A 20,851-nucleotide genomic window follows, 5' to 3' on the forward strand; every position below is an offset into this window, starting at 1 on the left:
CATGTTCAGTTTTTTAAAAGTCCCGGCAAGCGCTGCGCCGCTTAGCGAAAAAAGTGAGATTGATGCCCGCTACCGCTACTGGCGTCGTCATATCCTGATCACTATCTGGCTCGGCTACGCGCTGTTTTACTTTACCCGCAAAAGCTTTAACGCCGCCGCGCCAGAAATCCTCGCCACCGGCGTGATGGAGCGCACCGATATCGGCCTGCTGGCGACGCTGTTTTACATCACCTACGGCCTGTCGAAGTTCTTCTCCGGGATTGTCAGTGACTTTTCCAATGCCCGTTACTTTATGGGCATCGGGCTGATAGCTACCGGCATTGTGAATATTCTGTTTGGCTTCTCGACCTCGCTTTGGGCGTTTGCGCTGCTGTGGGCGCTGAACGCCTTTTTCCAGGGCTGGGGATCGCCGGTTTGCGCCCGGCTGCTGACGGCGTGGTATTCCCGCAGCGAGCGCGGCGGCTGGTGGGCCGTCTGGAACACGGCGCACAACGTGGGCGGGGCGTTAATCCCGATCATCATGGGCGCTGCGGCGCTGCAGTACGGCTGGCGTGTCGGGATGATGATCGCCGGTGGCCTGGCGATTATCGCCGGGTTATTCCTCTGCTGGCGGCTACGCGACAGGCCGCAAACCGTGGGCTTGCCTGCGGTGGGTGACTGGCAGCATGACGCCCTGGAAATCGCCCAGCAGCAGGAAGGCGCGGGGCTGACGCGCAAAGAAATCCTCTACAAGTATGTGCTGGTTAACCCTTACATCTGGCTGCTCTCGCTGTGCTACGTGCTGGTGTATGTGGTGCGGGCGGCGATCAACGACTGGGGTAATCTTTATATGTCCGAAACGCTGGGGGTCGGGCTGGTTACCGCGAACTCGGCGGTGACCATGTTTGAGCTGGGCGGATTTATCGGTGCCCTGGTGGCGGGCTGGGGCTCGGACAAGCTGTTCAACGGCAACCGTGGCCCGATGAACCTGATCTTCGCGGCAGGCATTCTGCTTTCCGTGGGCTCGCTATGGCTGATGCCCTTTGCCAGCTACGTGATGCAGGCGGCCTGTTTCTTTACCACCGGCTTCTTCGTGTTTGGGCCGCAGATGCTGATCGGCATGGCGGCGGCAGAATGTTCGCACAAAGAGGCGGCGGGCGCGGCGACGGGGTTTGTCGGGCTGTTTGCCTATCTTGGCGCCTCGCTTTCCGGCTGGCCGCTGGCGCGGGTGATCGACATCTGGCACTGGAGCGGTTTCTTTGCCGTGATCGCGATTGCCGCCGGGATATCGGCTTTGCTACTGCTGCCGTTCTTGAACGCCCAGGCCCCGCGCGAGGCTAACGAAGCGTGATACTCCTCACCCTTTTGCGCCATAAAGGGCAAAACTAAGAAATTTTCCCGGTTCGGCCTGGACGCTGTCTCAGGCCAGTTTGCTCGCTGATTTTTACAATGCCTGCCATTAAGCAGGTATTCAAATCAGGAGTCATCCATGCTGGCCTTTCTAAACCAGGTGCGTAAGCCCACCCTGGATCTGCCGCTCGAAGTGCGGCGAAAAATGTGGTTCAAACCGTTCATGCAGTCGTATCTGGTAGTGTTTATTGGCTACCTGACGATGTACCTGATCCGCAAAAACTTTAACATCGCCCAGAACGACATGATCTCCACCTACGGGTTGAGCATGACACAGCTTGGGATGATCGGCCTCGGTTTCTCCATTACCTACGGCGTGGGCAAGACCCTGGTTTCTTATTACGCAGACGGGAAGAACACCAAGCAGTTCCTGCCGTTTATGCTGATCCTTTCCGCCATCTGTATGCTCGGCTTCAGCGCCAGCATGGGCGCAGGCTCGGTTAGCCTGTTCCTGATGATTGCTTTCTACGCTCTGAGCGGTTTCTTCCAGAGCACCGGCGGGTCGTGCAGCTACTCGACCATCACCAAGTGGACGCCACGCCGCAAGCGTGGCAGCTACCTGGGCATGTGGAACATCTCCCACAACCTCGGCGGCGCTGGCGCGGCCGGTGTGGCCCTGTTTGGCGCTAACTACCTGTTTAACGGCCACGTTATCGGGATGTTTATCTTCCCGTCCGTTATTGCCCTGATTGTCGGTTTTATTGCCCTGCGCTACGGCAGCGATTCCCCTGAGTCCTACGGCCTCGGCACCGCCGAAGAGCTGTTTGGCGAAGAGGTCAGCGAAGAAGACAAAGAAGCCGAAGACAATTCGATGACCAAATGGCAGATCTTTGTTGAGTACGTGCTGAAAAACAAAGTGATCTGGCTGCTGTGCTTCTCCAACATCTTCCTGTACGTGGTGCGTATCGGTATCGACCAGTGGTCCACCGTGTATGCTTTCCAGGAGCTGAAACTCTCCAAAGAAGTGGCGATTCAGGGCTTCACCCTGTTTGAAGTGGGCGCGCTGGTTGGCACGCTGCTGTGGGGCTGGCTGTCTGACCTTGCCAATGGCCGTCGTGCGCTGGTGGCCTGCGTAGCGCTGGCATTGATCATCGCCACGCTGGGCGTGTACCAGCATGCCAGTAATCAGTACGTTTACCTGGCTTCGCTGTTTGCCCTTGGTTTCCTGGTCTTTGGCCCGCAGCTGCTGATCGGCGTGGCGGCAGTCGGCTTCGTGCCTAAGAAAGCTATCGGCGCGGCCGACGGCATCAAAGGCACCTTCGCTTACCTGATCGGCGACAGCTTCGCCAAGCTGGGCCTGGGGATGATTGCCGACGGGACGCCAATCTTCGGTCTCACCGGCTGGGCCGGCACGTTCGCTGCCCTGGATGCCGCCGCAATCGGCTGTATCGTGCTGATGGCCATCGTCGCCGTGTTTGAAGAGCGCAAAATTCGCCGCGAGAAAAAAATTCAGCAATTGAACATCGCTTAAGCGCATTCTGAACTGTTCCAGCCCGGCATAACGCCGGGCTTTTTTATGCCCGCGAATAACGCCAGCGCGAGGCATTACTGGGTAAAGTGATTGCGCTATACTGCCCGGCATTCATTGATAGCAAATTGTCGTTAAGCTGCCGGGTATTTAACTTCATGATTTGGATTATGTTAGCCACGCTTTGCGTGGTGTTTATTGTCGGCTTTCGGGTGATCACGTCGGATTCACGGCGGGCTATTCGCCGACTGAGTGAGCGGCTGGGGATCGACGTGGTGCCGGTTGAATCGATGATCGATCAAATGGGGAAAGCACAGGGCGACGCGTTTTTACAGTATTTGCACCGCCCGGATGAGTCCCATTTGCAAAATGCGGCGCAGGTTTTGCTGATTTGGCAGATGGTGATTGTCGACGGCAGCGATCAAAATCTCCAGCAGTGGTATCGAAGGCTGCAAAAAGCCCGGCTTGCCACACCGATTACTGACGCTCAGGTTCGCCTGGCACAGGGGTTTTTACGAGAGATGGAGCCGGAGAAGCCGGAGATCACGGCTTTTCAGATGCGCTATAACGGCTACTTCCAGCCTGAAGATGGCGTGCACTGGCTGCACTAGTGCACGCTGTTTCACAGAGAATTACAGCGTTTTGAGCATGGTGACTTCGCAATCCACATGGCCGGTGCAGCCTAGTGGGGCAGGAATATGCTCAAAGCCTAAATGTTCGTATAGCCCAACGGCTTCTTTCAGAAACGCGGTGGTTTCCAGGTAACAGCGCTTGAAGCCCTGATCCCGGGCGTGATCCAGCGCCTGCAGCGCCAGTTTCTTGGCTAATCCCTGGCCGCGAACTACCGGCAGGAAATACATTTTCTGCAGCTCACAAATGTCCGGCTCGCTACACGATAACGGCGCCACGCCGCCGCCCCCCACCACTTCGCCGTTGATTTCTACCACCCAGTACGCATGGCCTGGCTGGCTGTAGAGCTGATAAAGCTCGTCAAGATTAGGGTCGGCAACGGTGTAGCCTTTATCGGCGGTCAGGCCGTATTCGGCGGACACCTGGCGAATAACCCGGGCGATAGCCGAATTGTCTTCGGCAGCAATCCGGCGCAGCTGGAGCTTCACATCGACCGGGGCTGTGGTGTTCATCATGTGACTCATAGGCTTAGGGAAGGATAAAAGCAGTTAATAGCACTTCATTACGGAGGGCGCAAGCTGCATAAAAAACGCCCCACACCGAGGTGCGGGGCGAATTATGCCTGGGGCCGATTACAGCGCGGCGATAACGGCCTGCTGTTCAATCAGCTTCGCTTTGGCGTCGGCAAAGCCTTCGAGACGCTCACGCTCTTTGGCGACAACGTCAGCTGGCGCGCGGGCGACAAAGCCTTCGTTGGACAGTTTGCCTTCGATCTTGCCAATTTCGATTTCGATCTTCGCTACTTCTTTCACCAGACGCTCGATCTCAGCGGCTTTATCTACCAGACCGGCCATCGGGATCAGCAGCTCTGCGCCGTCGATAATCTTGGTCACGGAAACCGGACCTTTATCATCGACCGGCAGGATGGTGATGCTCTCCAGGCGAGCCAGATTTTGCAGGAAGGTGCGGTTTTCGCTCACGCGACGAATCGCTTCTTCGCTGCAGCCGCGCAGCAGTACGTCCAGACGTTTGCCTGGCGCGATGTTCATCTCGGCGCGAATGTTACGCACCGCGGTGATCACGTCCTTCAGCCATTCGGTATCTGCGAACGACGCTTCATCAACCTGAGACGCATCGTAGGCCGGGAATGACTGCAGCATAATAGTGTCTGCGGTGATGCCCTTCAGCACTTTCACGCGCTGCCAGATGGTTTCGGTGATGAATGGAATGATCGGATGCGCCAGGCGCAGCAGACCTTCGAGCACGTTCACCAGCGTATTGCGGGTGCCGCGCAGTTCGGCTTCAGAACCGCCGTTCATGACCGGCTTGGTCAGCTCCAGATACCAGTCACAGAACTGGTTCCAGGTGAACTCGTACAGGATGTTGGCGGCGATGTCGAAGCGGTAGCTGTCCAGCGCTTCACGGTATGCTTTCACGGTGCGGTTGAACTCGGCCAGGATCCAGCGATCGGCCAGAGACAGCACCATTTCGCCGCCGTTGAAGCCGCAATCCTGCTCTTCGGTGTTCATCAGCACGAAGCGGCTGGCGTTCCAAAGTTTGTTACAGAAGTTGCGGTAGCCTTCCAGGCGCTTCATGTCCCAGTTGATGTCGCGGCCAGTAGAGGCCAGCGCCGCTAGGGTGAAGCGCAGGGCGTCGGTGCCGTGCGGCTCGATGCCGTTCGGGAACTGTTTCTCGGTGCGCTTGCGGATTTTCTCCGCGAGCTGCGGCTGCATCATGTTGCCGGTACGTTTCTCCAGAAGATCTTCCAGAGAGATGCCGTCCACCATGTCCAGCGGGTCGATAACGTTGCCTTTGGATTTGGACATCTTCTGGCCTTCGTCATCGCGAATAAGGCCGGTCATGTAGACGGTCTTAAACGGCACCTGCGGCTTGCCGTCTTCATCTTTGATGAAGTGCATGGTCAGCATGATCATGCGGGCAATCCAGAAGAAGATGATGTCGAAGCCGCTGACCATAACGCTGGTCGGGTGGAAGGTGCGCAGCGCTTCGGTGTTTTCCGGCCAGCCCAGGGTGGAGAAGGTCCACAGGCCAGAGGAGAACCAGGTGTCCAGCACGTCTTCGTCCTGGTTCAACGCCACGTCGGCACCCAGGTTGTTTTCGGCGCGAACTTCCGCTTCGTTGCGGCCAACGTACACGTTGCCTTCCGCGTCGTACCAGGCCGGGATACGGTGACCCCACCACAGCTGACGGGAGATACACCAGTCCTGAATATCGCGCATCCAGGAGAAGTACATGTTTTCATACTGCTTAGGCACGAACTGGATGTCGCCCTGCTCAACGGCTTCTACCGCCACTTTTGCCAGCGGCGCGGTACGCACATACCACTGGTCGGTCAGCATTGGCTCAATAACCACGCCGCCGCGGTCGCCGTAAGGCACGGTCAGGTCGTGGGGTTTGATTTCATCCAGCAGGCCCATTGCATCGAACTTCGCGACCACGGCTTTACGTGCTGCAAAGCGCTCCAGTTTCTGGAATTCAGCCGGGATGTCGGAGGCGTAAACGGTGGACTCTTCGCCGTTGGTATCGAACACTTCTGCGGCTTCACGGATATCCCCGTCGAAGGTCAGAATGTTGATCATTGGCAACTGATGGCGGCGGCCAACTTCGTAGTCGTTAAAGTCGTGCGCCGGGGTGATTTTCACGCAGCCGGTGCCTTTTTCCATGTCCGCGTGCTCGTCGCCCACGATAGGAATGCGGCGGTTAACCAGCGGCAGTACCACGAATTTACCAATCAGGTCTTTATAACGCGGATCTTCCGGGTTAACGGCCACGCCGGTATCACCGAGAACGGTTTCCGGGCGGGTGGTGGCGACAATCAGGTAATCTTTACCGTCTGCGGTTTTGGCACCGTCGGCCAGCGGGTAACGCAGGTGCCACATGGAGCCTTTTGACTCGCGGTTTTCAACTTCGAGATCGGAAATCGCGGTACGCAGTTTCGGGTCCCAGTTGACCAGGCGCTTGCCGCGGTAAATCAGGTCTTCTTTATAGAGACGGACGAACACTTCTTTCACCGCGTTGGACAGGCCTTCGTCCATGGTGAAGCGCTCGCGCTCCCAGTCTACGGAGTTACCGAGACGACGCATCTGACGGGTAATGGTGCCGCCGGATTCTGCCTTCCACTGCCAGATTTTGTCGATGAACGCATCGCGGCCGTAATCGTGGCGGGTTTTGCCTTCTTCGGCGGCGATTTTACGTTCTACAACCATCTGCGTTGCGATACCGGCGTGGTCGGTGCCCGCCTGCCACAGGGTGTTTTTGCCCTGCATGCGCTGGTAACGGATCATGGTATCCATGATGGTTTGCTGGAAGGCGTGACCCATATGCAAACTGCCGGTGACGTTCGGCGGTGGGATCATGATGCAGAAGCTTTCCTGGCTGGTGTCGCCATTCGGTTTGAAGTAGCCCTGCTGTTCCCAGTGCTCGTAAAGCGGCTGTTCGATATCTTGCGGGTTATATGTCTTTTCCATTGTCTGCTATGTCGTTCCCGGCGGGGTATAGGTCGCCGTAGTCAAGTGGAAACCGGCAACGCGGTACGCTTTGTAGCGCTCGCGGGCCAGTTGTTTCTGGGATTCTTCGTAAGGTACGAAGTCTATCACTTCCAGGAAAGCGGTGGCAAAATCTGCGAACTGTGGCAGCAGGCTAATCAGCAAATCCCGGGGGGCGCTGCCGCGGCGCTGAGGCCATGCCAGCTCAACCGGCGCGCCGTAGCGTGGGCCTTCACCAGCCAGATTGTGCGGGACGAATGCCTGAGCATCTCGCTGCCAGAGCGCTTCGTCGAGGCGAATCGCCTGCTGCTCGTTTTCGCAGGCGACCAGTACCCGCTTGCCTGCACGGAATCCATCCGCAGCCAGCTCGCACACCAGCTGTTCCACGGCACTTAGCCCTTCGGCATGAGTGTCGTTATCCAGCAGGTAAAACGTTGCGTTTTTCATGAGACCAGCTTGTTAAGTTGAATGTTGTTGCCCCTCACCCTAACCCTCTCCCCAGAGGGGCGAGGGAACCAAACGGCGTTTTTTATGCCCGTCCGGGGTGAGGGTAAAGCTTTACGCTTACTCTTCGCCGTTAAACCCGGAACGGTTCAACAGGAACTGGGACAGCAGGGCGACAGGGCGGCCAGTTGCGCCTTTTGCCTTGCCGGAGCGCCATGCGGTGCCGGCGATGTCCAGGTGAGCCCAGTTGTACTTGCGGGTAAAGCGAGACAGGAAGCACGCCGCCGTAATCGCGCCACCAGGACGGCCGCCAATGTTTGCCATATCGGCAAAGTTGGACTCCAGCTGTTCCTGATACTCGTCACCCAGCGGCAGACGCCATGCGCGGTCACCGGCTTGCTCAGACGCGCTTATCAGCTCGTGCGCCAGCGGATTGTGATTCGACATCAGGCCGGTGATGTGATGGCCAAGGGCGATTACGCAGGCGCCGGTCAGCGTTGCGACGTCGATAACCACTTCTGGCTCGAAGCGCTCGACGTAGGTCAGCACGTCACACAGCACCAGACGGCCTTCGGCATCGGTATTTAGCACTTCAACGGTCTGGCCGGACATCGTCGTCAGCACATCACCCGGGCGATAAGCGCGCCCGCCTGGCATATTTTCACAACCGGCAAGGACGCCAATGACGTTCACCGGCAGGTTCAGCTCCGCCACCATGCGCATCACGCCGTAAACGGAAGCCGCGCCGCACATGTCGTACTTCATCTCATCCATGCCTTCGGCAGGTTTGATGGAGATACCGCCGGAGTCAAAGGTTAAGCCTTTGCCAACCAGCACAATCGGACGAGCATCCGGGGAGGCATTGCCTTTATATTCAATCACCGACATCAGTGATTCGTTCTGCGAGCCTTCGCCTACCGCGAGATAGGAGTGCATGCCCAGCTCTTTCATCTGCTGTTCGCCAATCACGCGGGTGACCACGTTTTTGCTGAACGAGTCCGCCAGTTGACGAGCCTGAGAAGCCAGGTAAGCGGCGTTACAGATGTTTGGCGGCATGTTGCCGAGATCTTTCGCGGCTTTGATGCCGGACGCGATAGCCAGGCCGTGCTGAATGGCGCGCTCACCGCTGGTCAACTCACGACGAGTTGGCACGTTGAACACCATTTTACGCAGCGGACGGCGTGGTTCGGTTTTGTTGGTTTTCAGCTGATCGAAGCTGTACAGCGTCTCTTTAGCTGTCTCAACCGCCTGGCGTACTTTCCAGTAGGTGTTACGGCCTTTGACGTGCAGTTCGGTCAGAAAGCAAACGGCTTCCATTGAGCCGGTGTCGTTGAGCGTGTTGATGGTTTTCTGAATCACCTGCTTGTACTGGCGCTCATCAAGCTCGCGCTCTTTGCCGCAGCCAATCAACAGAATGCGTTCAGACAGCACGTTCGGTACGTGGTGAAGCAATAAGGTTTGCCCTGGTTTTCCTTCCAGCTCACCACGGCGCAGAAGCGCGCTGATGTAGCCATCGCTGATTTTATCGAGTTGTTCTGCGATCGGGGACAGGCGACGCGGTTCAAAGACTCCCACAACGATGCAGGCACTACGCTGTTTCTCGGGGCTACCGCTTTTTACACTGAACTCCATGCACTACGCTCCTGAATCTTAAAGACAACGGCGGGGGCTACAGGCTAGAATTGCAAGCTTTCGTAACTCATCTCCGCTGTTGCGATGACTTCGTGTTAATCTTAACGAATGGATTTACGTTTTCTATTGTGTCTGAACATCGTCCCGTAATGCGAGTTCGCCGGGCTATCTAATCTTAGCGATGTTTTCGACGATTAAAGAGAATAAATGACGTATAAGCGATGAAACAAGCGATTTTCCTGCAAAAAGACTCGTTTCTACAGGCGTATTTAATGTGATTATCATAAAGTATCTGGTTCGGGAGACGCTTAAGAGCCAACTGGCGATCCTTTTCATCCTGCTGCTGATTTTCTTTGCTCAGAAGCTGGTTAGGATCCTCGGTGCTGCGGCCGACGGCGAAATCCCGACAAATCTGGTTTTATCTTTGCTGGGTTTAGGTGTGCCTGAAATGGCGCAGCTAATCCTTCCCCTGAGCCTTTTCCTCGGCTTACTGATGACGCTCGGCCGCTTGTACACCGAGAGTGAAATCACGGTAATGCATGCCTGCGGTCTGAGTAAAGCAGTACTGGTCAAAGCCGCGATGGTTCTCGCACTCTTCACCGGAATTGTGGCCACCGTAAACGTGATGTGGCTGAACCCGTGGTCCGCTCGTCACCAGGACGAAGTGCTGGCTGAAGCCAGAGCGAACCCTGGTGTGGCTGCCCTGGCGCAAGGGCAGTTCCAGGTGGCGACCAACGGCAGCGCGGTGCTGTTTATCGAAAGCGTGCAGGGCAAAACATTCAACGATGTTTTCCTTGTTCAGGTGCGTCCGAAGGGCAATACACGTCCTTCCGTGGTGGTCGCGGACTCTGGCCAAATCTTCCAGCGCCCGGACGGCACGCAGATTGTTAAGCTGAATACGGGCACGCGCTTTGAAGGAACCTCAACGCTGCGCGATTTCCGTATTACAGATTTTAAAGACTACCAGGCCGTGGTGGGCCATCAGGCGGTGATGCTTGATCCCTCCGATATCAGCCAAATGAGCATGACCGAATTGTGGAAGAATCCGGAGCCTTCTGCGCGAGCCGAGCTGCACTGGCGCCTGACGCTCATCATGTCGGTGGTGATTATGGCCCTGATGGTAGTCCCGCTGAGCGTGGTGAACCCGCGTCAGGGGCGGGTGCTGTCGATGCTTCCAGCCATGCTGCTCTATCTGGTCTTCTTCCTGCTGCAAAGCTCTTTGCGTTCCAGCGGGTCAAAGGAAAAGCTGGACCCGATGATTTGGATGTGGGCGGTCAACCTGGCGTACCTGGCGCTGGCCGTTGCCCTGAACCTGTGGGATACGGTACCGATGCGCAAAGTGCGTGCCCGCTTTAGCTATAAAGGAGCGGCTTAAATGTTTGGCGTACTTGACCGTTACATCGGTAAAACCATCTTAAACACCATCATGATGACGCTGTTTATGCTGGTGTCGCTGTCGGGAATCATTAAGTTCGTTGACCAGTTGAAAAAAACGGGCCAGGGTTCTTATTCCGCAGCGGGTGCGGGGATGTACACCCTGCTCAGCGTGCCAAAAGATGTTCAGATCTTCTTCCCGATGGCCGCGTTATTAGGCGCGCTGCTGGGGCTGGGGATGCTGGCTCAGCGCAGTGAGCTGGTGGTGATGCAGGCGTCCGGCTTTACGCGTATGCAAATCGCTTCCTCGGTAATGAAAACCGCGATTCCGCTGGTTCTGCTGACAATGGCAATCGGCGAGTGGGTTGCCCCGCAGGGCGATCAAATGGCGCGTAATTACCGTGCGCAAATGCTGCTTGGCGGCTCATTGCTGTCCACAACCAACTCCATTTGGGCGAAAGACGGCCATGACTTCGTATATATCGATCACGTCAACAGCGAGACAGAAATTGCCGGCATCATGATTTACCACTTCAACGGTGAGCGCCGCCTGCTTTCGGTTCGCAATGCCGCGGCGGCGAAGTATGACGCTGAGCATAAAGTCTGGCGCCTGTCGCAGGTTGACGAGTCAAATCTTTCCGATCCAAAGCAGATTACCGGGTCGCAAACCGTGAGCGGGGAATGGAAAACCAACCTGACGCCCGACAAGCTTGGCGTGGTTGCGCTTGATCCTGACTCGCTGTCGATCAGTGGGCTTTATGATTACATCAAGTACCTGAAAACCAGCGGCCAGGACTCCCGACGCTACCAGTTGAATATGTGGAGCAAGATTTTCGCCCCGGTCTCGGTGGCGGTAATGATGCTAATGGCGCTGTCGTTCATCTTTGGCCCGCTGCGTAGCGTGCCGATGGGCGTACGAGTGGTGACGGGGATAAGCTTCGGTTTTATTTTCTACGTGTTGGATCAGGTGTTTGGCCCGCTAACGCTGGTGTACAACATTCCGCCGATTCTGGGGGCGCTACTGCCTAGCGTGACCTTCCTGCTGATCAGCCTCTGGATGCTGACGAAAAGAGCGGGATAAGTTTACCCTCACCCTAACCCTCTCCCTAAAAGGGAGAGGGGATCTCACTGATACTCTTCTGTGTTTCTTGCCTTTTAGTGTTTCTTTCCCCCTCTCCCTTTGGGAGAGGGCCGGGGTGAGGGAAATCAGTGAATAAACATCACCGACACACACAAGATCCCGATAATCAGCGTCAACAGATTCGCCAGCGAACGCCAAGGCTTAAGCGCGGGCACGAGATATGTCGACAGGGTTGGCATAATAAACAGAATCAGTGCGATAAGGGGCCCGCTGATGGCGTAAATCATCGCCAGCGCATTCGGGTTGATATAGCACACCACGAAGGTCAGCAGCGAAATCAGGGTAATAGACAGCGCCCGGCAGAAGGCCCGGCTTCGGTTCATACCTGCCGCGCCCAGCGTGGACTTAACAATCGCCGTCGCCCCTTCAATCACCCCGAAATAGGTGCCCAGGAACGACTTGGACATCGCCACTATCGCAACGATAAAGCCTGAAATACCCAGCCAGGCCGGCGTACCCGGCACCATCGACAGCGCCGACAGGATGGTCAGGCCTTGCGCCTTCGCCGCTGTAATATCCTGAGCCGGAATAGACAGGAAGCAGCTAAACACGAAGAACAGCACGCTGCAGCAAATCACAAAATAGGCGACGCGCATGATTTTCTTGCTGTTATTCATCGCGCTTTCGCCGTGGCTTTCGCGCTGCGCTACGGCAAAAGTAGAAATAATGGGCGTGTGGCTGAAGGCGAAGACCATCACCGGAATCGACATCCAGATCTCACCCAACGCGTGGCGGTCGAGGACTAAGCCCTCGGTCAGTAAGGAAGTCTGCCAGCTGCTGGTCAAATAGAGGGATAAAAACAGGAAGTAGGCAATCAGCGGGAAAACCAGGAATCCCATCACTTTGATGGTGACTTGCCGCCCCATCAGGAAGATCAGGTTCAGCGCCGCAACGACGCCAAGGCTAACCAGCACTCTGATTGTGGTCGTAATCGGCCCGTGTTTGGCTAACTGCTCGATGAGCGAATTGGTAATCGCGACGGCATAAATCAGGATCACCACAAAAAACGCGACGAAGTAGAGCCCGGTGATCAGGTTGCCGATTGTTTTGCCGTAGTAGTGGGTCACGGCGCTGGTGATGCCGCCGCTGCCTGGAGTTTTTGCCGACAGGATAAACTGGCAGAGCGCCCGGTGCGGCCAGTAGGTCAGCGGGTAGGCGATCAATGCCGTAAGAAGCAGAACGATGGCGCCGGCTGAGCCGAGCTGAATAGGGAGAAAAAGGGTTCCTGCGCCAACGGCAGTACCATATAAGGCGAAACTCCACAAAGTTTCTTCTTTTGTCCAGAATTTGCGCATTATTTAATCTTTTCTTCTGACTGATTTCCAAAAACCGGCGTAATCTAGCACAAAACTGACCTGGTGAGTCATGTGGCTGTTATTGCAGAGGTTATTACCCTCACCCCGGCCCTTTCCCTGGAAGGGAGAGGGGGAAAGAAAGAAGCACTGGCTCAATTGAACGGGCAGAAAGAGAAAGATCCCCTCTCCCTTGAGGGAGAGGGTCAGGGTGAGGGGGAAATCGCAGAGCCTACCGCTTACGCCCCCCCATAATGCTGCCCAGTACGCCGCGAATAATCTGGTTCGTTACCTGCCTGGCCGCACTCTTTGCCATCGTCTGCACCACGCCATCGCGCTTGCCGCCTCGTGGCCCGGTGCTGCCGAACAGAATATCCTTCAACCCGCCGAGAATTCCGTCATCCACCGCCACGCCCTGACCTTTGGCCGGTGGCGCGTCCTGCTGCTCTCCCGCGGCCTGCACGCCTTTTTGAAGGATCTCGTAGGCCGATTCCCGGTCAATCACTTCGTCATATTTGCCGTACAGCGGGGAGTGATTCAGCAGGCCGTTACGCTCGTCGTCCGTCACCGGCCCCATGCGCGAACAAGGGGCGATCACCATCGCGCGCTCGACCACAGTCGGGCTGCCTTTGGCGTCGAGGAAGGAGATTAGCGCCTCGCCGGTGCCCAGTTCCTGAATAGCCTTTTCAGTATCGAAAGCCGGATTCGCTCGCATGGTTTGCGCCGCCGCTTTTACCGCCTTCTGATCTTTGGGCGTAAAGGCACGCAGGGCGTGCTGGACGCGGTTACCCAACTGGCCAAGCACAATGTCGGGCACATCGGCAGGGTTTTGCGTCACGAAGTACACGCCGACGCCTTTGGAGCGGATCAGCCTGATCACCTGCTCGATTTTATCCAGCAGAACCTGCGGAGCGTCGTTAAACAGCAAATGCGCTTCGTCAAAGAAAAACACCAGTTTCGGCTTGTCGAGATCGCCCGCTTCCGGCAACTGCTCATAAAGCTCGGACAGCATCCACAGCAGGCTGGCGGCGTACAGCTTCGGCATCTGGTAGAGCTTTTCCGCCGACAGAATATTGATGATCCCTTTGCCGTTTGCGTCGGTACGCATCCAGTCTTTGATATCCAGCATCGGCTCGCCGAAGAAATACTCCGCGCCCTGCTGCTCAAGAGAAAGCAGCCCGCGCTGAATGGCCCCGACGGAAGCGCTGCTGATATTGCCGTACTGCGTCTGGAAGGCTTTGGCGTTATCACCGATGTACTGAGTCAGGGCGCGCAGGTCTTTAAAGTCCAGCAGCGGCAGGCCCTGGTCGTCCGAAATGCGGAAAATGATCTGCAGCACGCCGCTTTGCACATCATTCAGGTTCAGCAGCCGTGCCAGCAGCAAAGGCCCGAGATCGCAGACGGTGGCGCGAACAGGATGCCCTTTCTCGCCGAAGATATCCCACAGCACCACCGGATTGCCGTGCGGCGACCAGTCCGTCACGCCGATATTGGCAAGCCTGGCGAGGAGCTTCTCAGACTCGGCACCTTCTTCGGCCACGCCGGTTAAATCTCCCTTCACGTCGGCCATAAACACCGGCACGCCAATCTCTGAGAAGGACTCAGCCAGCTTCTGCAGCGTCACGGTTTTGCCCGTCCCGGTTGCGCCGGTGATCAACCCGTGGCGGTTCGCCATGTTGGGCAAAATATGCAGTTCAGTCTCTTTGGTTCTGGCAATCAGCAGTGGTTCAGTCATGAGCGTTTCCCTGTGGCAACATTTGTCTAAAGCATAGCCTTCCGCACGAATTGAGCATCAGGATCTTCCCATGTTTACCCCCTCGGCCCGGCGAAGGTCTATGCTTGGCAGATCTCTTACACAACCAGGGAAAGCTATGTCCAGATTCTTTTATAACGATCGCAAGCAGTTGGTTAACGATGCCATCGAAGGCGTCATTGTCAGTTCCCGCTACCGCAACCTTGTGCGGCTGGATATCGACCCGGCCATCCGAGTGGTGGCCCGCAGCGACTGGGACAAAAGCAAAGTGGCGATCATTTCCGGCGGCGGCTCCGGCCACGAACCCGCACATGTGGGCTTCGTCGGCAAAGGTATGCTTACCGCGGCGGTGTGCGGCGACCTGTTTGCCTCCCCGAGCGTGGATGCGGTGCTGAACGCCATTGTCGGCGTCACCGGGGATCGCGGCTGCCTGCTGATCGTCAAAAACTACACCGGCGACAGGCTGAACTTCGGCCTGGCCGCCGAGAAAGCAAAAAAGCACGGGCTGAAGGTCGAGATGGTGATCGTCGGCGACGATATTTCGCTGCCGGATAACAAACAGCCGCGCGGCATCGCTGGCACAGCGCTGGTGCACAAAATTGCGGGCTATGCCGCAGAGCAGGGCAAATCTCTCGGCGACGTGCGGGACATCGCGCAAAAGGCCTGCGACAGCATTGCCAGCATGGGCGTGGCGATGCAAACCTGTAACCTGCCGGGCAGCGATGATGCAGAAGGGCGCATTAAAGGCGGCCACGTCGAGCTTGGGTTGGGCATTCACGGAGAGCCGGGTGCCAGCACCGTGGATACCCAAAACAGCAAAGAAGTGATTGCCACGCTGGTGAAGCAACTGCGCAAAGCGACAGGCAAAGAGAGCGACCTGGCGGTGCTGATCAACAACCTCGGCGGCGTTTCCTCGCTAGAAATGGCGCTCCTGACCAAAGAGCTGATGCATTCGGATCTCGGTTCTCAGATTAAATATCTGATCGGCCCCGCGCCGCTGGTCAGCGCCCTGGACATGAAAGGCTTCTCGCTCTCCGCCATCAAGCTGAGCCCGGACTTTATTCAGGCGCTTGAATCTGACGTGGAAACCGCAGGCTGGCAGCCGATGGTGAAATACCACCCGATGCCGGAGCAGAAGCAGGCGGTTATCCGCGAAGACCACGCGATAAAACCTTCCGCTAACGACGAGGTGAAAGCCCAGGTAGCAAGCGTGACCCAAACGCTGATCGCCCAGGAGAACCACCTTAACGCTCTGGACGCCAAAGTGGGCGACGGTGACACCGGCTCCACCTTTGCTGAAGGCGCGCGCGACATCGCCAACCTGAACGACAAAGGCAAGCTGCCGCTGAACGATACCGCCGCGCTGCTGGGCCTTGTAGGCGAACGACTGGCAACCGTGATGGGCGGCTCCAGCGGTGTGCTGATGTCGATCTTCTTCACCGCCGCCGGGCAAAAAGTCAGTGAGAAGCAGCCGCTGGCGGAGTCTCTGCTGTTTGGCCTGGCGCAGATGAAGCGCTACGGCGGGGCGGATCTGGGCGACAGAACGTTAATCGACGCCCTGCAGCCAGCGCTGGAAGCGCTGAGGGATAAAGACCTGAAAGCCGCCGCGAAGGCAGCAGAGAAGGGCGCGGCCGACACGGCGAAGATGCAAAAAGCCAACGCCGGGCGTTCGTCCTATGTGAACAGCGACAACCTCGATGGCGTGAAAGATCCGGGGGCGGTCGCCGTGGCTGAGGTATTTGCCGGTCTGGTTAAGTGACTAAAAAGGCTCCCGAGGGAGCCTTTTTTACATCAGAAATCCGCTTTCAACACCACGCGGTAGCGGGCTTTGCCGTCGCGCACATGCTGGATGGCTTCGTTGATTTTCGACATCGGGTACAGCTCGATCTGCGGCTGCACCTTCGCCCGGCCCGCCAGCTTCATCAGCGAACGTAGCTCGTGCGGGGAGCCGGTTGCCGACCCGGAGAGGCTGCGGTCCCCGGCAATCAGGGTGAAGGCCGGCACCTCGAACGGCTTCATGACTGCGCCAACCGTGTGGAAGTTGCCACCGTACGCCAGCGCCTTGAAGTACGGCATCCAGTCCAGGTCGACGTTGACGGTGTTGATGATCAGATCAAACTGGCCTGCCAGCGCGGTTAACGCGGCCGGATCGCGGCTGTTCACCACTTTATCTGCACCCATCGCCAGTACTTCTTCTTTTTTGGACGGGTTAGAGCTGAACGCCGTCACCTCGCAGCCCATGGCGTGCAGCAGCTTGATAGCGATGTGCCCGAGGCCACCGATGCCGATCACGCCCACGCGGCTGGTGGCGGTGATGTGGTGCATCAGCAGCGGTTTAAACACTGTAATGCCGCCGCACAGCAGCGGCCCGGCGGATTCGATATCAATAGAATCCGGCAGCGGGATTACCCATTGCCAGTCCGCGCGAATTTTGTCGGCGAAGCCACCGTGGTTTACGATGGTCGGCACGCTGCCTTCCTGGCAGTTTATCTGGCTGCCGCTGATACACGCATCGCAGTGGCCACAGCTTCTTGCCGTCCAGCCGATGCCGACGCGTTGGCCAACTTTTAGCCCTTTGTTCTGTGCCGCCGACCCCAGCGCGTGCACGCGGCCAATCACCTCATGCCCGGCGACCAGCGGATACTGCGAGAACCCCCATTCGTTGTCGATCATCGACAAATCCGAATGGCAGATACCGCAGTACTCGACTTTTACCTCGACATCTTCCGGCAGCAGATCGCCCGCGTCGAAATCCTGAAGCGCCAGCTCCGCACCGGCCTTCGGCGCGGCATAACTTTTGATAACAGACATCGCTCTTCCTCCATATTGGCTCTGCAACCAGTGTAGAACATTGGGGGGAGGAGCGACCTGGTGGAATGTGCCCAGGAGGGTTAAAGCTTTACCCAGCCGCCGCCCTGTTCCGCCGAAGCGTAGAGCGCGGCGACGATCTGCTGCACGACATAACCCTGTTCGGCATCGGCCACCATGGCTGCTTCGCCCTGAACGTGGCGGACAAAGTTTTCCATGGCGCGGAAATGGCGGCGATCGTCGGCGGCCTCCCGATGCTGGAGCGTTTCCAGCTTGCCGTCGCGGTCGTGATAAATATGCGCCGGGAACAGCGTGGCACCGGCGCGTTCGCCGCAGAACTCAACGTTCATTTGCGAGGTTTCTTCCACGTTGAGAATAAAAGAGGTGTCCAGGCGTAGAATTCCGCCGCCCTCGAACTCCACCACGCCGAACAGCGCGTCTTCCACCGTATAAAGCGCCGGATCCCACTCGCCAAATTGCCCGCTGTTTTTCGTGTTGCCCAGCCTACGGAAGCTGTGGGCCATCACCCGCGTTACTTTGGGGAAGCCGAGCACATAAAGCGCGGCGTCCAGCATGTGAATGCCGAGATCGATCAGCGGGCCACCGCCCTGCGAATCCTTGCTGATGAAATTCCCCCACGACGGCACGCCGCTGCGGCGCAGCGCTTTGGCCGTGGTGACATAGACATCCCCCAGCGCCCCGGCCTGAACCTGCTCGCGCAGCAGGGCGCTGTCCAGCGCAAATCGATGATGGAAATTGTAGGCCAGTACCCGGTTGGCCTTTTTCGCCGCTCGCCGCATCTCGTCGGCCTGTTCCACCGTCATCGCCGGAGGCTTCTCGCACAACACATGGCAACCCGCCTCCAGAGCCTGCATCACGTACTCATAGTGCAGAATATTGGGCGAGCAAACGCTGACGATCTCCGGCTTCGCCTCACGTAGCATCTGCCCGACATCGTCATACGCCGCGGGGATATTTAACTTATCCGCAAATGCCTGAGTACGCGCCAGATCGCGCCCGCAGGCAGCCACCAAAGCCAGAGAAGGATTAGTCGCATAGTAAGCCGCGTGCACGTTCTCGGCGATCTGCCCCGGCCCGATGATGGCGACTCGCATGGGGGGAGTGGGATTGGACATGGGGGCTCCATTGTGTGGCCATGCTGAAAGCAAATCACATCGCAAACGAGCGGGAATGTAAACCGTAGAGTTGTTCATGGATGGGGAAATGAGGAAAACGGCAGGTCGCTGAAAAATTCAGCACTTAACGCCACTTACGCACAGCGCCGCTTGCAAGGCCGCCAGCGACAGGTATAATCCACAACGTTTCCGCATACCCCTTCAGTGCCGAAGTGGCGAAATCGGTAGACGCAGTTGATTCAAAATCAACCGTAGAAATACGTGCCGGTTCGAGTCCGGCCTTCGGCACCATCGATATGCAAATGAAAGCTACCTACGGGTGGCTTTTTTTGTGTCTGAGAATTAGAAATTATCCTTGTTTTATTATTACACTGGAAATAATTATTCTTAACTAATGTGTTCAATAAATAATGCTTATATGTGACTTCAGAAAGTCAACTACTTAATTTAGTAGTTGGTACTAGTAATTACATAATAATTTCCGCAGTAATGGAAATTATGAATATCACTTTTAATGTTCAAGGGATTAGTGGTTTTCTGTAATGAATTAAGTAAAAGTTCTATGGAGATCATTAATTAGCTCGTATAAAATAGGCGAATTCTTACTTTAGAGAACATGAAGTTATGTGCGCGATCACATTACGTAAAGCGTTAGGTGTACTTGCGAAGTCATCTTCGTTTTCAGTTACTACGGTGACAGATCGACAAAAGGATGATTTCGATCAGTTAAAGGAACAACTTTTTGTTAAACAAGAGATTGAAACCGAATTACAACGCTATCTGGATGTTGCTAAACTCGGTGAAATCATTTTTTTGTGCGGTAGTAGCGGGGACGGAAAGTCCGAAATTTTAACCCGCTGTCAGTCCGATCCGCGTTATCAGCGGCGATTTATTTTCCATCTGGATGCCACTCATAGCTTTGCCCCTCGACAATCAGCCATTGATGCTTTGAATGAGTTATTTGCTAATCATCATCAGCAGTCGTCTCCATTGCTCATTGGCATCAACACCGGAATGCTTGCTAACTTTGCCCGAGAAGGCGCTGAATGCCATAAGGTGATCCGGTCTGCAATTGACTCATTTTTATCAGGGCAGCAGGATGCAAGCCGTCCTTACCGTAACGAGAATTGTTCTTTTTTTGATTTTGAACACTATCCTAAATTCCAGTTTAACGAAAATAAAAACTATTCATCATTTATTAAAACCTTATTAGATAACTTAACTCGTGACGATGATAATAATTTATTTCAGTTTATCTTTCGGCGCGATGAGTCAATTAATCCAGATCTAAAAGAGGTCGCAAACTTTAAATTGCTTTGCATGCCTGGCGTGCAGAATGTATTAATTACGCAGCTCTTTAAAGCGCGGTTGATTAAAGACCAGTTTGTTACAACCCGAGCGCTGCTAGATTTTTTGCATCATCTGCTGATGGGGCCTGGCTACTTATTTGATAACCTCTTCATCGGTGCAGAAAATGATCTGATTAAAAAAGTTTCCGATTTTGATCCTGCCAGATTGCACACCTATGAACTTGATCAGTTTGTTTTGCGCTATGAACTGGGGCTGGTTGACGCTGATCTCGATGGTTTTTTAGCCGCACTTGGGCCGTTGCACATTAAGTTTGATCGCCAGAGCGTTAAGCCCGGTGACGCAACCTCCTTGATCCGGCTTTTCTGGCTATTACAGCACGAATCGTTGGGTAATGATTATCATCGGAGATTTTCCGTGTTCTTTAACGAATCGTTGTTTGAACGTTACTCAGAAATCTGGCACTTGCATAGAAATTACACAGCAGCTCCGGAGCAAAAAAGATCACTGAATCGCTTCTATGCTTTTGAGCTTATCGCGGGTATCCAGCGCTATGCTAACCGCAAAGCTCCTGAATTAAGTATGCAAAAAGAAGAGTTCTTTTTGGGGGAGTTTGGTGGGGTAAAAATAACCGCACCGGTAGAGGTGAAGCCTGATTGGGATGCTATTCGTAATAAACATACGGCTCACCCAACTGGCTTCGATGTCTATTTAAAGGTGGGGCGAAATCCACTGCCGCATATCCATATCGGGCTTAATTTGTTCGAATTGTTGGACAAGTTGAATAATGGCTATCGTCCGAATAAATACGATAAAAATGCCATCGTGTTACTGGATGAAATTGTTGAGTTGATCGCGGAGCAGGCTAAATCCTGCAGCGAAATTAAATTTTATGATGGCAGACAACGGGTTTATCGTGCAAAGGCGGATGACGATATGATCACTATTAGCGGTATGGAGGGCTAGCAGA

General features: G+C 55.7%; 15 protein-coding genes and 1 tRNA gene. 8 read left to right on the forward strand and 8 right to left on the reverse strand.

The features are described from left to right. The first annotated feature begins 1 nt into the window (after position 1). The 3 genes from ACREYP_RS02080 (at position 2) to ACREYP_RS02090 (ending at position 3,468) form a co-directional block, all read left to right on the forward strand. Entirely contained in the window at positions 2-1,330 is a 1,329-nt protein-coding gene (locus tag ACREYP_RS02080; RefSeq protein ID WP_008460781.1) for an MFS transporter, read from the forward strand. A 138-nt stretch (positions 1,331-1,468) separates the two neighbouring features. Next, positions 1,469-2,860 carry a hexose-6-phosphate:phosphate antiporter UhpT gene (uhpT, locus tag ACREYP_RS02085; RefSeq protein ID WP_039298084.1) on the forward strand — a complete coding sequence of 464 codons (1,392 nt, stop codon included), beginning with the start codon at positions 1,469-1,471 and terminating at the stop codon, positions 2,858-2,860. A 155-nt stretch (positions 2,861-3,015) separates the two neighbouring features. Beyond that, positions 3,016-3,468: a DUF1198 domain-containing protein gene (locus tag ACREYP_RS02090; protein WP_336818828.1), complete on the forward strand. Its 453-nt coding sequence runs from the start codon at positions 3,016-3,018 to the stop codon at positions 3,466-3,468. A 21-nt stretch (positions 3,469-3,489) separates the two neighbouring features. Here the strand turns inward: ACREYP_RS02090 and ACREYP_RS02095 are convergent, their stop codons facing one another. The 4 genes from ACREYP_RS02095 to pepA form a co-directional block, all read right to left on the reverse strand. Next, positions 3,490-4,011: a GNAT family N-acetyltransferase gene (locus ACREYP_RS02095; RefSeq protein WP_085938923.1), complete on the reverse strand. Its 522-nt coding sequence runs from the start codon at positions 4,009-4,011 to the stop codon at positions 3,490-3,492. Positions 4,012-4,119: 108 nt separating this feature from the next. Beyond that, on the reverse strand, positions 4,120-6,975 hold the full coding sequence (locus ACREYP_RS02100; RefSeq protein ID WP_336818829.1) for a valine--tRNA ligase: 2,856 nt from the start codon (positions 6,973-6,975) through the stop codon (positions 4,120-4,122). Positions 6,976-6,981: 6 nt separating this feature from the next. Continuing rightward, on the reverse strand, positions 6,982-7,440 hold the full coding sequence (locus tag ACREYP_RS02105) for a DNA polymerase III subunit chi (protein WP_039287963.1): 459 nt from the start codon (positions 7,438-7,440) through the stop codon (positions 6,982-6,984). A 117-nt stretch (positions 7,441-7,557) separates the two neighbouring features. After that, a complete protein-coding gene (gene pepA, locus ACREYP_RS02110; protein WP_008460793.1) occupies positions 7,558-9,069 on the reverse strand; it encodes a leucyl aminopeptidase in 1,512 nt (503 codons plus the stop codon). Between the two features lie 274 nt (positions 9,070-9,343). Between pepA and lptF the strand changes: the two genes are divergently transcribed. Together lptF and lptG are read left to right on the forward strand one after the other, a co-directional pair. Beyond that, the gene (lptF, locus tag ACREYP_RS02115; protein WP_008460795.1) at positions 9,344-10,444 is read left to right on the forward strand and encodes an LPS export ABC transporter permease LptF; all 1,101 of its coding nucleotides are present in this window, start codon (positions 9,344-9,346) and stop codon (positions 10,442-10,444) included. Beyond that, on the forward strand, positions 10,445-11,524 hold the full coding sequence (lptG, locus tag ACREYP_RS02120) for an LPS export ABC transporter permease LptG (RefSeq protein ID WP_008460797.1): 1,080 nt from the start codon (positions 10,445-10,447) through the stop codon (positions 11,522-11,524). It abuts the gene before it with no gap. Positions 11,525-11,649: 125 nt separating this feature from the next. Here the strand turns inward: lptG and ACREYP_RS02125 are convergent, their stop codons facing one another. Both ACREYP_RS02125 and ACREYP_RS02130 read right to left on the reverse strand, forming a co-directional pair. Beyond that, a complete protein-coding gene (locus ACREYP_RS02125) occupies positions 11,650-12,879 on the reverse strand; it encodes an amino acid permease (RefSeq protein WP_336818831.1) in 1,230 nt (409 codons plus the stop codon). Between the two features lie 229 nt (positions 12,880-13,108). Continuing rightward, positions 13,109-14,611: a helicase HerA-like C-terminal domain-containing protein gene (locus tag ACREYP_RS02130; protein WP_008460801.1), complete on the reverse strand. Its 1,503-nt coding sequence runs from the start codon at positions 14,609-14,611 to the stop codon at positions 13,109-13,111. A gap of 136 nt (positions 14,612-14,747) precedes the next feature. Between ACREYP_RS02130 and ACREYP_RS02135 the strand changes: the two genes are divergently transcribed. Next, complete coding sequence (locus ACREYP_RS02135; RefSeq protein ID WP_498881065.1) at positions 14,748-16,388, forward strand: dihydroxyacetone kinase family protein; 1,641 nt, start codon at positions 14,748-14,750, stop codon at positions 16,386-16,388. 32 nt (positions 16,389-16,420) lie between these two features. Here ACREYP_RS02135 and ahr read toward each other — a convergent pair whose 3' ends face one another. Next, positions 16,421-17,440 carry an NAD(P)-dependent alcohol dehydrogenase gene (gene ahr, locus ACREYP_RS02140; protein WP_498881066.1) on the reverse strand — a complete coding sequence of 340 codons (1,020 nt, stop codon included), beginning with the start codon at positions 17,438-17,440 and terminating at the stop codon, positions 16,421-16,423. Positions 17,441-17,520: 80 nt separating this feature from the next. Then, positions 17,521-18,573, reverse strand: a complete 1,053-nt coding sequence (locus tag ACREYP_RS02145; RefSeq protein ID WP_498881067.1) for a Gfo/Idh/MocA family protein — start codon at positions 18,571-18,573, stop codon at positions 17,521-17,523. Between the two features lie 206 nt (positions 18,574-18,779). Here ACREYP_RS02145 and ACREYP_RS02150 point away from each other — a divergent pair. Further along, positions 18,780-18,864 (forward strand) — tRNA-Leu (locus ACREYP_RS02150). A 333-nt stretch (positions 18,865-19,197) separates the two neighbouring features. Then, the gene (gene dptF, locus ACREYP_RS02155) at positions 19,198-20,847 is read left to right on the forward strand and encodes a DNA phosphorothioation-dependent restriction protein DptF (protein WP_498881068.1); all 1,650 of its coding nucleotides are present in this window, start codon (positions 19,198-19,200) and stop codon (positions 20,845-20,847) included. The last annotated feature ends 4 nt before the right edge of the window (positions 20,848-20,851 follow it).

The organism is Enterobacter sp. TMH.L2 (assembly GCF_050847315.1).
In the GTDB taxonomy this organism is placed as follows: domain Bacteria; phylum Pseudomonadota; class Gammaproteobacteria; order Enterobacterales; family Enterobacteriaceae; genus Cedecea.

Bases quoted from the DNA above. Each gene is read 5' to 3' on its own strand.
- ACREYP_RS02135 (WP_498881065.1), top strand. From the start codon at position 14,748: ATGTCCAGATTCTTTTATAACGATCGCAAGCAGTTGGTTAACGATGCC.
- ahr (WP_498881066.1), bottom strand. From the start codon at position 17,440: ATGTCTGTTATCAAAAGTTATGCCGCGCCGAAGGCCGGTGCGGAGCTG.
- dptF (WP_498881068.1), top strand. From the start codon at position 19,198: ATGTGCGCGATCACATTACGTAAAGCGTTAGGTGTACTTGCGAAGTCA.
- ACREYP_RS02145 (WP_498881067.1), bottom strand. From the start codon at position 18,573: ATGTCCAATCCCACTCCCCCCATGCGAGTCGCCATCATCGGGCCGGGG.
- ACREYP_RS02095 (WP_085938923.1), bottom strand. From the start codon at position 4,011: ATGAGTCACATGATGAACACCACAGCCCCGGTCGATGTGAAGCTCCAG.
- ACREYP_RS02080 (WP_008460781.1), top strand. From the start codon at position 2: ATGTTCAGTTTTTTAAAAGTCCCGGCAAGCGCTGCGCCGCTTAGCGAA.
- lptG (WP_008460797.1), top strand. From the start codon at position 10,445: ATGTTTGGCGTACTTGACCGTTACATCGGTAAAACCATCTTAAACACC.
- ACREYP_RS02105 (WP_039287963.1), bottom strand. From the start codon at position 7,440: ATGAAAAACGCAACGTTTTACCTGCTGGATAACGACACTCATGCCGAA.
- ACREYP_RS02125 (WP_336818831.1), bottom strand. From the start codon at position 12,879: ATGCGCAAATTCTGGACAAAAGAAGAAACTTTGTGGAGTTTCGCCTTA.
- ACREYP_RS02090 (WP_336818828.1), top strand. From the start codon at position 3,016: ATGATTTGGATTATGTTAGCCACGCTTTGCGTGGTGTTTATTGTCGGC.
- uhpT (WP_039298084.1), top strand. From the start codon at position 1,469: ATGCTGGCCTTTCTAAACCAGGTGCGTAAGCCCACCCTGGATCTGCCG.
- ACREYP_RS02100 (WP_336818829.1), bottom strand. From the start codon at position 6,975: ATGGAAAAGACATATAACCCGCAAGATATCGAACAGCCGCTTTACGAG.
- ACREYP_RS02130 (WP_008460801.1), bottom strand. From the start codon at position 14,611: ATGACTGAACCACTGCTGATTGCCAGAACCAAAGAGACTGAACTGCAT.
- pepA (WP_008460793.1), bottom strand. From the start codon at position 9,069: ATGGAGTTCAGTGTAAAAAGCGGTAGCCCCGAGAAACAGCGTAGTGCC.